Annotated in this window: 12 protein-coding genes; 5 read left to right on the top strand and 7 right to left on the bottom strand. The window is 50.4% G+C overall.

Features of this window, described 5'->3' with window-relative positions:
• The first annotated feature begins 4 nt into the window (after positions 1 to 4).
• Positions 5 to 739: an RNA methyltransferase gene (locus JFC11_RS12290; protein WP_198349649.1), complete on the top strand. Its 735-nt coding sequence runs from the start codon at positions 5 to 7 to the stop codon at positions 737 to 739.
• A gap of 74 nt (positions 740 to 813) precedes the next feature.
• Here JFC11_RS12290 and JFC11_RS12285 read toward each other — a convergent pair whose 3' ends face one another.
• From JFC11_RS12285 to fabI, 4 genes are all read right to left on the bottom strand, one after another.
• Positions 814 to 2160 (bottom strand): Na+/H+ antiporter family protein, encoded by a 1347-nt coding sequence (locus tag JFC11_RS12285; RefSeq protein WP_038484802.1) that lies wholly within the window; start codon positions 2158 to 2160, stop codon positions 814 to 816.
• A 184-nt stretch (positions 2161 to 2344) separates the two neighbouring features.
• Positions 2345 to 3580: an acetate/propionate family kinase gene (locus tag JFC11_RS12280; RefSeq protein ID WP_038484806.1), complete on the bottom strand. Its 1236-nt coding sequence runs from the start codon at positions 3578 to 3580 to the stop codon at positions 2345 to 2347.
• Between the two features lie 2 nt (positions 3581 to 3582).
• On the bottom strand, positions 3583 to 5010 hold the full coding sequence (locus JFC11_RS12275) for a bifunctional enoyl-CoA hydratase/phosphate acetyltransferase (protein ID WP_120386884.1): 1428 nt from the start codon (positions 5008 to 5010) through the stop codon (positions 3583 to 3585).
• A gap of 58 nt (positions 5011 to 5068) precedes the next feature.
• Entirely contained in the window at positions 5069 to 5842 is a 774-nt protein-coding gene (gene fabI, locus JFC11_RS12270) for an enoyl-ACP reductase FabI (RefSeq protein WP_198349648.1), read from the bottom strand.
• Positions 5843 to 6167: 325 nt separating this feature from the next.
• Here fabI and JFC11_RS12265 point away from each other — a divergent pair, with 325 nt between their 5' ends.
• The 3 genes from JFC11_RS12265 to JFC11_RS12255 all read left to right on the top strand — a co-directional run bounded on the left by JFC11_RS12265 (position 6168) and on the right by JFC11_RS12255 (position 9556).
• Positions 6168 to 7376: an MFS transporter gene (locus JFC11_RS12265; RefSeq protein WP_038484815.1), complete on the top strand. Its 1209-nt coding sequence runs from the start codon at positions 6168 to 6170 to the stop codon at positions 7374 to 7376.
• A gap of 162 nt (positions 7377 to 7538) precedes the next feature.
• Complete coding sequence (locus tag JFC11_RS12260) at positions 7539 to 7988, top strand: ion channel (protein WP_038484818.1); 450 nt, start codon at positions 7539 to 7541, stop codon at positions 7986 to 7988.
• Positions 7989 to 8017: 29 nt separating this feature from the next.
• On the top strand, positions 8018 to 9556 hold the full coding sequence (locus JFC11_RS12255; protein ID WP_198349647.1) for a cation:proton antiporter domain-containing protein: 1539 nt from the start codon (positions 8018 to 8020) through the stop codon (positions 9554 to 9556).
• On the opposite strand, the gene JFC11_RS12250 is transcribed toward JFC11_RS12255, so the two are convergent.
• Entirely contained in the window at positions 9553 to 9693 is a 141-nt protein-coding gene (locus JFC11_RS12250) for a hypothetical protein (RefSeq protein WP_198349692.1), read from the bottom strand. The two genes, JFC11_RS12255 and JFC11_RS12250, sit on opposite strands and share 4 nt — an antisense overlap.
• A 153-nt stretch (positions 9694 to 9846) precedes the next feature.
• Here JFC11_RS12250 and mntR point away from each other — a divergent pair, with 153 nt between their 5' ends.
• A complete protein-coding gene (gene mntR / locus JFC11_RS12245) occupies positions 9847 to 10323 on the top strand; it encodes a manganese-binding transcriptional regulator MntR (RefSeq protein WP_038484825.1) in 477 nt (158 codons plus the stop codon).
• Between the two features lie 14 nt (positions 10324 to 10337).
• On the opposite strand, the gene JFC11_RS12240 is transcribed toward mntR, so the two are convergent.
• Complete coding sequence (locus JFC11_RS12240) at positions 10338 to 11054, bottom strand: RES family NAD+ phosphorylase (protein WP_084183730.1); 717 nt, start codon at positions 11052 to 11054, stop codon at positions 10338 to 10340.
• Positions 11048 to 11446, bottom strand: a complete 399-nt coding sequence (locus tag JFC11_RS12235; RefSeq protein WP_095603026.1) for an antitoxin Xre-like helix-turn-helix domain-containing protein — start codon at positions 11444 to 11446, stop codon at positions 11048 to 11050. The genes JFC11_RS12240 and JFC11_RS12235 overlap by 7 nt, the downstream gene beginning before the upstream one ends.
• Positions 11447 to 11747: the final 301 nt, after the last annotated feature.

The following is an 11747-nucleotide window of genomic DNA, read 5'->3' as shown; positions in this document are numbered from 1 at the left end:
TACCGTGCTCTCCAATATTCGCATCGTACTAGTGCAAACCTTCCACCCAGGCAACATTGGCGCTACTGCTCGCGCGATGAAAACCATGGGCTTATCCGAGCTCTTATTGGTTAATCCGCGCGCATTCCCAGATGACGAAGCAACTCGCATGGCAGCGGGTGCAACAGATGTGCTTGAAAATGCCCGTTGTGTCAGCAGCCTTGAAGAAGCGGTTAGTGATTGCGTACAGGTAGTCGGTGCAAGCGCAAGGCTCCGCAGCCTACCGCTCCCGCATTTCGATGAACCTGATGACATGGCGCAGCAGGTAATTGAGAACGCCGCACAAGCGCCGGCTGCACTGGTATTCGGGCGTGAACGCTCAGGTCTCACCAACGACGAAATACGTTGCTGCACACACCAAGTCAGCATACCTGCCAACCCTGAATACGGTATTTTAAATCTATCGCAGGCCGTGCAGATTTTAGCCTATGAAGTACACCGTGCTTGGCGGAAGCGCGATGATAGTCACTTCATGTACCAACGGCCACTTGAAGCCACGCCGCCCAGCCGCGAGCAGTTTGTGCACTTTCAGGAGCATCTTGGACGCCTGATGCAGCAAAGTGGCTTTCTTACCCAGCCCCATGCCCGCACTGAAGAACAGCTTCAGGCGCTGTTTTCCCGCGCCCAACCCAGCCGCAAGGAACTCTCCCTGCTCCGTGGCCTGCTCAGCGCTTTCGAGGCACACCTACCTGGGCAATAATCATGGTTTTAGTATAAAAAAGGGCAGCTCATGGCTGCCCTTCTTGGTCTGCGTGTTGGTTTGGGTGTAAAAACTTAAAGCGACATCGCTGCCAACCACCCAAAAGCAATCAGCGGTATATTGTAGTGCAGGAAGGTAGGCACCACGCTGTCCCACATATGATCATGCTGTCCATCAACATTTAGACCTGACGTTGGCCCCAGCGTGGAATCAGACGCTGGCGAGCCAGCATCGCCCAGTGCAGCCGCCGTACCAACCAGCACAACCGTCGCCATTGGCGAGAAACCGAACTGCACCGCCAGCGGTACAAAAATCGCTGCGATAATGGGAATGGTTGAAAACGATGAGCCAATTCCCAGGGTAATAAACAAGCCTACCAGCAGCATAACAAACGCCGCTAAACCGCGGTTATCACCAAACAACTCAAACGCACCTGTCACTAACGACTCGATATCCCCTGTCGCCTTCATTACTTCTGCAAAGCCAGCCGCTGAAATCATGATGAAGCCGATCAACGCCATCATGCGCATACCGCTGGTAAATAGATCGTCTGCTTCACGCCACTTAAAAATACCGCCTAGCGAAAGCAAACCAATCCCCACTAGCCCACCAATAATCATAGAGCCGGTATATAGCTGTAAGCCTAACGCAGCAACAATAGCCACGCCCGACATCACAAGCCCAAACGTATGAGGCTTTGCAGGCGAGTGACCTTGGTGGGCATTAGTCGCCACTAGATCTTTATTAGTATATTCACGCTGCCCACGGTAGCTGAAAAAAAGTGCTACGAGTAAGCCAATGGCCATTCCTCCTACCGGAATAGCCATTGCCATGGGCACCATGCCCCGGGTAATTTCCAAGCCCAGTGATTCGCCGGCGCTATTTAAATTTGCCAGCAGAATATCATTCAAAAAGATCGCGCCAAAACCAACAGGTAGCAGCATATATGGAGCGGTTAACCCAAAGGTAAGTGCACACGCCACCGCACGGCGGTCAAGTTGGAGGCGATTCATTACCACTAACAACGGCGGAATCAGCACCGGGATAAACGCTATATGCACCGGAATGGCGTTTTGTGATGAGATAGCCACTAAGAGCACTGCGACGAGCAAAAACATCTTTACCCGTGCCTGATGTGCCGCAGTCGCTTCTTTTCCCAACATTGTAATCAGGCGATTGGCCAGCATATCTGGAAGCCCTGAACGGGAAATAGCCACCGCAAAGGCCCCAAGCGTGGCATAAGCAAGGGCTACTTGCGCGCCTCCACCAACACCATCATTGAATGCACTGAGCGTTTCATCCAACGAAAGACCGCCAACCAAGCCTCCAACCAGCGCGCCTACAACCAGTGCAAACACCACGGATACCCGAGCAAGCGAAAGCGCCACCATGACTAGCACAGCAAGAATTACCGCGTTCATTAAGATTCCCAGTTAGATAAGTGAGTGAGCTTACAAAAACTGGGGATTCTATCAGATCAGTGGTTTCTCGGTAGCGGTAATGACAGTAGTAATCACCACAACAATGACAACACTCAACCCTCTCTACGGTCAGTGGCTCAAGTAATCTCCTGGGCACTATCAGGTGGCAGAATTAAAACTCGGTTTAATCCGCCCTATTGAGAAGCGCTAGGCAATCACTGGCTATCACTCGCTCTTCATCGGTTGGAATGACCCAAACGCCCACACGGCTACTTGGCAAAGAGATGCAACAGGCATCGCGCTTATTGGCTGTTTCATCAAGCTGCATACCCAACCAGTCACACTGCGCCACAATACGTGCACGCACAGGTGCTGCATGCTCACCAATACCGGCGGTGAATACCAATTGATCAAGCCCGCCCAGAGCGCCAGCTAAGCTGGCGATTTCCCGCGCGGCGCGATAGCAGTAAAGCTCAACAGCCTCTTCGGCTTCAGGGGTATCACTTGCAAGCAACTCGCGCATATCGCTACTTATTCCGGAGACACCGAGCAGTCCTGAACGCTTGTATAAAAGCGTCGACACGTCCTCAACACTCATTTCTTCATGACCAATTAAGTGAAGCACCAACCCTGGATCCAAAGCACCAGAACGTGTCCCCATAGGCAGTCCATCAAGCGCAGTAAAGCCCATGCTTGAGGCTACGCTGACGCCATCGCGGATAGCACACATACTGGCACCATTACCCAAATGCGCCACCACCACCCGTGAACGGGGTGCATCATCCGGTAATACATTGGGTAGCGTGCGCTGAATATAATCGTAGGAAAGGCCGTGGAAGCCGTAACGTATCAACCCCTTGGCAGTCAATTCCCGCGGCAAAGCAAACTGCCGAGCCACCCAGGGCTGATGAGCATGAAACGCGGTATCGAAACATGCGATCTGTGGAACGTCTGGCAGCTGCGCCATCAGTAATTTGATAGGTGCAAGTCCATGAGGCTGATGCAGCGGCGCTAAGCTTGAAAATTTTTCCAACTCGATCACGTCGTTAGCGCTTAACTTAGTCGCTTCACAGTAGGTTTGGCCACCATGAACAACGCGATGCCCAATGGCAACCAGGGTGCTTTTATCCTCACGCTGCTCAAGCCATGTCATCAACTTTGTGATGGCCTCTTCATGGTTTATTGCCGGGGTTAGCCCCAGCGCCTCCAGAGTTTGCAAACCATAGCGATGCGGGGGCTGCCCAGGTTCGCGATGCGCTAACGACACGCGACATTGCGACGTTGCCAAGCCCGAAAAATGGCCACTATAGGCGAGCGTCAACGCCTCCTGAGTTCCACAGGCAGCGTCTTCAGCAGTGATATGATAAAGAGCAAACTTGACGCTGGAAGAACCACTATTCAGCACCAGTATTTCCTGCATGGTTATGCTCCTGAAGGACTACTTAGTAGGCTCCGACGCTGATAGTCAGCTAGTAGTAACGCTAATGCACTGGATGCCATGCGCGTCAATGCATCATCCGCGCGGCTTGTCAGCATGATGGGTACCCTAGCGCCGACGACAACGCCCGCCCCCGTCGCATCCGCCAGGTGAGTAAGTTGCTTCATCAACATATTGGCCGCTTCAAGATCTGGTGCAAGTAGGATGTCGGCACGCCCTGCCACTGGCGAAATGATGCCTTTGGTTCTTGCCGCCGCTTCTGAGACGGCATTATCGAAAGCCAGCGGACCATCCAGGGTGCCACCGGTAATCTGACCGCGCTCAGCCATCTTACACAGGGCCGCCGCATCAATCGTAGAAGTGATTTTGGGGTTGACGGTCTCAACAGCAGATAGAATCGCCACACGGGGATTGTCGTTACCCAACGCGTGAGCCAACTCAATCGCGTTTTGAACAATATCGCGTTTTTCAGCCAGCTTAGGATAGATATTGATCGCCGCATCCGTGATCAACAATGGTCGCGGGTAGGTTGGCACATCAAAGGCCATCACATGACTTAGGCACCGCTCGGTACGCAGCCCTGTGTCGCGCTTAAGCACTTCACGTAAAAGCTCATCGGTGTGCAGCGCACCTTTCATCAACGCACCTACGCGGCCCTGACGCGCTAATGCCACCGCTTGTTCAGCAGCCGCGTGGCTGTGGGGAACATCTATGAGTTCGAATGCACTGATATCCACCTCGGCTTTTTCAGCGGCGAGCTGGATTTTCCCCTTGGGCCCAACCAGCACAGGAATAATTAAACCTTGCGCCGCTGATTCAACCGCTCCACAAATGGCGCTTTGGTCTACCGGATGAACGACTGCGGTGGGCATTGGCTCCGGATGATCGGCAGCAGTTAGAATCTCATGCAACCTGCCACGCTCTGTTAAACGCACTTTGGGCAGTAACGCGCGGGGCCGTTGAATTTTTTTAATCGGTGCCAATACGCTAGCGTCACCTTCAATGACCGTATCACCGCGTTGATTTTCGCAACGGCAGGCAAAGGTGATCCTATGGTGCTGATCGTCTTTTTCGATAGCCCGCACGGATACCCGCAGTACATCCCCCAGCCTTACGGGTGCCTTAAACTGCAACGACTGGGTAAGATAGACCGTGCCCGGTCCGGGCAGCTGCGTTCCCAGCACAGTGGATATCAGCGCGCCGCCCCACATGCCATGAGCAATGACTTCCTGAAAACGGCTGCTCTCAGCAAAGTCGCTGTCGACGTGTGACGGATTAATGTCACCTGACATCACAGCAAACAGTTTGATGTCCTCCATGGTCAGGCGTTTTTCTAGGTGGGCTTCATCACCGACCGTTATTTCGTCATAGGTGCGATTTTCAATTAGATCATTAGCGTCATTGGCCGACATCGAGTGACTCCTTTAAACCACTTCCTTAAACTAGGAAACTTCCTTAATCACCCAAACGTTAGAAGCGAATATGGTGGCCTGCATCTACGTAGTGGGTTAAACCCGTCAGTGATGCTCCAGCATCAGAGGCGAGATAAACAACGGCATTGCCGACATCCTGCACGCTGGCCAAACGACGTAATGGTGAGCGCGTTTCGCCGTCATAGGCCAACTCATCAAACGCCTTAAGTCCAGATGCTGCCCGTGTGCGAATAGCGCCAGGCGATACCGCATGAACACGGATATCTTGAGGGCCAAGTTCGGCAGCCATATAGCGCGTGGCAGACTCCAATGCGGCTTTCACGGGGCCCATTAAGTTGTAGTTATCAACGACCTTCTCCGCTCCGTAGTACGTCATATTGAACAGACTTCCACCCTCTTTCATCAGCGGCTCGGCATGTTTGGCCATGCGAATGAAGGAGTGGCAAGAGATATCCATAGCGAGTGCAAACCCCTCTTTGGAACAGTCAACTACTCGTCCGTGTAAGTCATCAAGGGGAGCATAGGCAATCGAGTGGACGACAAAGTCTAGCCGGCCCCAGCGCTTGCGCGCGCGAGCGAATAACGCATCCAACTGATCATTGTGTTGCACATCACACAGCATTAATTCCGGCTCCCCCATATCGCCTACCAGCGGCGTGACAAACTTTTCGGCATTGGGAGAAGCGTAGGTCACTAAGCACTCAGCACCAGCGTGATGCAGCGCCTGGGCACAGCCAAAAGCGATACTGTCTTGATTAGCAAGGCCAGCAACAATCCCGACCTTGCCTTGCATAGAAAAAGGATTCAGCACCACTGGCCTCCTACTAATCAATTATGAAAAATAAGCCTACACCAACAAATGAAGAGGTTCGTCGGTATAACCCACACCTACCTGTCCTAACGTAAGCATTTTTTATGTCATTTAAGCGTCGCTAATAAACGTGGATCATTTGTGATACAAAACGTACGACTTTAGTCAAAGCACACTTGTTGCTTTGCAACATACTACCTAGTATGCCGCCCTCAACTTATTACCGACACTGCTAATTCGTACGACAGTTGATAGCTTCTAAAAAAATCCGACCCGTGAGATAGTTAGTTAACGCGTTAACAAACTACATAATAAGGGACGTAAAATGGTATTGCCGCGACATCGCACGCTACTCTTTATCGTGCTAGCAAGCTTGGTTATTTCCACTGCTATGGGTCTTCGACATGGTTTTGGGCTTTTCCTTGAGCCGATGAGCAGCGATTTCGGCTGGGGGCGCGGCGTGTTTGCCTTTGCCCTTGCGGTTCAAAACCTTATCTGGGGGCTCTCGCAGCCTTTCACCGGTGCGCTGGCTGACCGTTTTGGAGCGGCGAGAATTATTGTCGTAGGGGCCATTTTATATGTAGCTGGACTGTGCTTTATGAGCCTTTCCACCAGCGCACTAGGCATGACTCTAAGCGCTGGATTCCTCATTGGCTTAGGCCTATCTGGCACTACATTTTCAGTAATTTTGGGGGCAGTGGGACGCGCTGTAGCTCCCGAAAAACGCAGTATGGCGATGGGAATCGTGAGTGCCGCTGGCTCTTTTGGACAATTCGCGATGTTACCCGGCACACTGGGGCTAATTGAGTGGCTTGGCTGGTCAGCAGCTCTTCTAGCTATGGGTGCCATTGCTGCGCTGATGATTCCCCTGGGGGCGATATTAAAAGACCGTCCAAGTCCCAGCGCGCTGGGTGATTTAAGCTTACGCGACGCACTCAATGAGGCGGTCGGTCAGAAAGGCTTTTGGCTACTATGCCTCGGCTTTTTCGTCTGCGGCTTCCAAGTTGTATTTATTGCTGTCCATCTACCTGGGTATTTATTCGATAACGGTCTGGCCATTCAGGTGGGCACCACAGTGTTGGCACTGGTCGGTTTGTTCAACATTGTGGGTACCTACACGGCAGGATGGATGGGAGGAATTTGGTCAAAACCGCGCCTACTTAGCTGGTTATACTTAATTCGCGGCGCGATAATTGCCGCTTTTGTCATGTTGCCGCTGACCTCTACCAGTGCTTATTTATTTGGTATCGCCATGGGTCTACTTTGGCTCTCAACCGTGCCGTTAACCAACGGCATTGTGGCGTCTGTATTTGGTGTTCGCCATTTATCCATGCTGGGCGGCATTGTATTCTTATTTCACCAGCTAGGATCATTTATGGGTGTCTGGCTTGGCGGATATCTTTATGATCTCACTGGCCATTATGACACTGTCTGGAAGATTGCCATTGTGCTCTCACTGGTCGCCGCTGGTCTGCACTGGTTTATTAGCGAAAAACCGTTAGCACGAAACGTCGCCCCTCAGGTGGTCTCATGAAGCAACTAACAGCGTTTACACTGTAAATCGTACTAGCAACGCTACTGCTGGGCGGAGTGGTGCTAGCCTGGTGGGCTGGCACTCTTTAGATGGCTCGCTGCTGCTATTTGGCAGTCGATTGTGCTGAACATTTTCTCATAGCGACTTTGGGATTCTTACTACTTGACCATTCCATACCCCGAACATTTGGTCGTCGTAATAACTACTTTCATCGCTGTCGTACTAGCGGTGCTGCTTCACTACGAATCACTGTGGCTTATCTCACGACAAATTGAACGATCACATAAGCCTCATCGCCAGCGTATCCTTGGTATGGCATTTGGTGTTTTATTGACGCACGTTGCCGAAATTTGGCTGTTTGGTATGACCGGATGGTGGTTAACAGCGCTCAACGGTATTGGCGCCCTGCAAGGTTATGACAGCTTTAATCTATTAGATTATATATTCTTTTCTGCCGTCACCTACACCACAGTCGGTTATGGGGATATTTATGCAACAGGCCCCGTTCGATTCCTATACGGAACGCTGGCATTAACAGGCTTTGTCCTGATCACTTGGTCGGCATCGTTCACCTTTATTGAAATGCAAAAACATTGGCGGGTGGGAAGATAACCTAGCCACCTTTATGTTAGGGATTCAGCATGTTTGAAGTGCTTATTTTATCGTTTGCTCTTGTCTTCGGGATTATTGCCCGTCAGCTTAGCTTACCGCCCTTGGTGGGCTTTTTGGCTGCCGGGTTTGCACTCAACGCCTTCGGCCCTAGCGTTGGCCTGCCCAGTGAAGCAGGTCCATTACTAGAACATCTTGCCCACTTAGGCGTTCTATTGCTGCTCTTTACCATTGGCCTAAAACTTAACGTGAAGAGCCTTGCTGAGCCCGTCGTGCTTGGAAGCGCATTTATACACCTAGCCATTACCTGCTTATTTTTTACGATTGGCTTCGTCGTGTTTTTATCGCTATCTATGGATAAGGCAATATTGCTTGCCATTGCTCTGTCATTTTCAAGCACCGTTCTTGCCGCTAAGGTACTTGAGGCTAAGCGAGAATTGCGGGCTCTCCATGGCCGAATTGCCATCGGTATTTTAATTATTCAAGATTTGGTCGCCATTGCAGTACTCAGCTTTTATAGTGGCCAGACCCCCAGCCCATGGGCACTACTGGTATTTTTACTACCACTACTTAGACCCCTTCTTTATTGGTTAATGAGTATTGCCCAACACGATGAGCTGCTGGTGCTGCTAGGCGCTGTGCTAGCAATTGCTATCGGTGGAATGGGGTTTGAAGCCGTCGGGTTAAGCTCAGAGGTAGGTGCCTTAGTCATGGGTCTATTGCTTGCCAAACACCCGCGCGCCCAGGAGCTTTCAAAGGCGCTATGGGGAATAAAGGAAATGCTCCTAATCAGCTTTTTCTTACAAATAGGAATGGCTGGGCTACCCGACACCAATGCCTTGATTTTTGCCGGAGTTCTCGCCTTAGCACTGCCCTTAAAAGGACTATTATTTTTTGCGCTGTTGATCGCATTTCGTATCCGGGCACGTAACGCTTTTCTGGGAGGTTTAAGCCTAACTGCCTACAGTGAATTTGGCCTAATCGTTGCCTCTAGTATTTTAGAGGAGTGGTTGGTACCGCTCGCCATCGCTGTCGCATTATCTTTTGTCATTTCGGCACCTCTAAACCGCTTGGCTCATGGACTTTTCGATCGCTGGGAAAGGTCGTTAACACGCTTTGAGCGTGATACACGCCATCCAGATGAACAACCCGTTAATATCGGTAATGCTACCGTGTTAATACTTGGCATGGGACGCACAGGTAGCGCTGCCTACGACTTTTTTAACGATAAGGGGGTGTCAGTTGCAGGTATTGATTCTGATCCTAATAAATCGGAACACAAACGCCACGTCTACTATGGCGATATAGAAGACGTGGGATTTTGGCATCAATTAGATATTTCCAAGCTGTTGGCAGTAACGTTGGCCACCCCAGAGCTTGAAAGTAAATTAATTGCAACTCGCGAGCTGCGTAAAGCAGGCTTTACTGGACAGCTGCTTGCGGGCATACACTTTCAGGATGAAGCAGCCCCATTACATGAGGCAGGTGTCGACCAAACCTACTTATTAATGACAGGGGCTGGTATTGGCATCGCAGAAAAGGCATGGGAAAGTCTCCAATCTCGCTCTTAAGCGTTATCGGCAGTACCGATCTTACGATGCCCCCATAAGCGCATTAACACGCTGTGCCTGGGTGAAAACAACAGGATCAGGAAAAAGCAGCAAGTCGCTACTAGCACAATGATTAACCAGCCATACTGCTTGGTCATTATTTCTTCCTCCTATGCTAGGATCCCAATAAGTACAGCTGCAGCTCAACAAAAAAGCTTTCTGTAAACAGTTTAGCCATGGCTAACAATTATCTAAAAAAATGCGCTACCATCACTAATTAACGTTTCCACTAACCTTGATAAATTTTGCCAATGAGTGAATACCAACAGCAACACTCTCCTACCGCATACGGCCAAGATGGAGATGCGCTACCGCCAGTGGAACAGCATGCGCAGCAGTATGAGACGGTGCGTAATGCCCACGAAACGGAACTGATCGAAGATTATGTCGAGTTAATCGGCGACTTATTACGCCACCGTGGAGAAGCGCGCGCAGCCGATATCGCCACCCGAATGGCCGTTAGCCAAGCTACCGTCTCTAAAATGATTCGCCGCCTGAATGAGCTGGGCCTAGTGACAAGCAAGCCCTATCGCTCGCTCTTCTTGACCGAAGAAGGGCAAAAAATGGCCGAAATTTCCCGGTCACGCCACGATGTGGTGTTGCATTTCTTGCGTGCCCTTGGAGTTGATGACAGCACAGCGCGTATTGATGCAGAGGGCATGGAGCATCATGTTAGTGATAAAACACTCACGATCATGCAGCGCTTCACCGAGCAACAGCGAACATAATTACGCTACTGAATTCACTTGATGGGTACCGCTGAGAGGCGATTCACTTGGGCTATTCGCCCGTTCCAGATCATCTCAATATGAGTGGTCTGGATAATATCCAGGACGAACTGCGGCGTCATTAACGCCCAGCAAGTGGCACCTGGTTGCCGAACAGAATGATAACGCAAACCGGTACGTTGCTCTTTGCGAAGCTCTCTGCCTAACGTGCGCGCTGCTCGATAATCGTCGGCATCATAAATGACATGGGACGATTGAAGCACTAAGCCATCACGACAGGCTTTTTCATTAAATAGGCACTTAAGCCCACGGAAGATAAACCGTTCAAAATGTAACGATGGTACGTTTTTCCAATAGATTTCCTGATGGTGCCTCACTTCACTGATTGCCGTTGGTTGTGCATCCGCAATGTAAAGCACACCAAAGCTGCCGTCGCTAAAGCGAGAACCCTCCGGATTAACGTGGGTAAAAGGCGCTGTCGCATAAGAGCATCCTCGGATCCCAAAGGGAATCTGATTGTGAGGAATGAGCCCCAAATCACCAGCCTCGTTACGCAGCCTTGGATTCGTCAGCGCCTGCAGGGCATAAAGCGCTTCAAACTCATCGAGGCTCGCAACATCGTCAAACAGCCCAATGGGAGGAAATTTACTGTTGACTAAGCGATACCCCACTACCTCTTTCGATTGACAAAGGGGCAGCGAACCTTCGCTTATTCCCGCCGAATCTACCACTGAGCACCTCGCAAACTATCAATACGCTTGAAGGTTTCATAAAGTGCTGCGAAATCTCCAGTACCAATCACCTCAAGCGGCGTACGCCCGTTAAAGTAAGGATTGTGATTTGCCATAGAGACGAACCCGTAAACATTATCAGGGTTTTCAAACAGCATTCGCAGTGCCGCATGAATATTGAGCAAATAACTGATTCGTGCCAATTGATCACTGTCTAACTTGATCTCAGCTAAATCTCCCCGCCGCGCGCGGGCATAGCTGCTGTGGGAGACGCGTAGAATCGATTCGCCCTGCTCACCTGTCGCCCGCCATTTATCCAAAATACGCACAGCGGCTTTTAGACCAGCCGCAGCGGCGGCCTTATCCTGAATAACATTGCTGGCTGTTTGCATAAGCACCTCGAACTTTCCTGCACCTTCCTATCCATAAATACTAAATCAAAAAATTTGTGTCTGCAAAGACTATATCTGTCAATACCGTATCTACAAATACAACTTAATTCAAAAGACTATTCACCTCAATGCGTAACCCTAGGCTTATCAGTCACTTACTGATTAAGACGATAGTCTGCTGCTCCCTAAAAAATATTAAGTAAAAAAAATGCCTCGCCGAATATTTTTTTAATATTCGGCGAGGCATGTATAAAAACAATACTCGACTACCGCTAACCCATCACCACTCACCAATCACATA

This window comes from Vreelandella alkaliphila (assembly GCF_016107625.1).
Taxonomy (GTDB): Bacteria; Pseudomonadota; Gammaproteobacteria; order Pseudomonadales; family Halomonadaceae; genus Vreelandella; species Vreelandella alkaliphila.
The sequence above is the reverse complement of the archived record's forward strand: the minus strand, read 5'-3'. Positions and strand labels throughout refer to the sequence as shown.

Coding starts and splice junctions, on each gene's coding strand:
- JFC11_RS12285 (WP_038484802.1), bottom strand. CDS start 2,160: ATGAACGCGGTAATTCTTGCTGTGCTAGTCATGGTGGCGCTTTCGCTT.
- JFC11_RS12280 (WP_038484806.1), bottom strand. CDS start 3,580: ATGCAGGAAATACTGGTGCTGAATAGTGGTTCTTCCAGCGTCAAGTTT.
- JFC11_RS12275 (WP_120386884.1), bottom strand. CDS start 5,010: ATGTCGGCCAATGACGCTAATGATCTAATTGAAAATCGCACCTATGAC.
- JFC11_RS12265 (WP_038484815.1), top strand. CDS start 6,168: ATGGTATTGCCGCGACATCGCACGCTACTCTTTATCGTGCTAGCAAGC.
- JFC11_RS12255 (WP_198349647.1), top strand. CDS start 8,018: ATGTTTGAAGTGCTTATTTTATCGTTTGCTCTTGTCTTCGGGATTATT.
- JFC11_RS12250 (WP_198349692.1), bottom strand. CDS start 9,693: ATGACCAAGCAGTATGGCTGGTTAATCATTGTGCTAGTAGCGACTTGC.
- mntR (WP_038484825.1), top strand. CDS start 9,847: ATGAGTGAATACCAACAGCAACACTCTCCTACCGCATACGGCCAAGAT.
- JFC11_RS12235 (WP_095603026.1), bottom strand. CDS start 11,446: ATGCAAACAGCCAGCAATGTTATTCAGGATAAGGCCGCCGCTGCGGCT.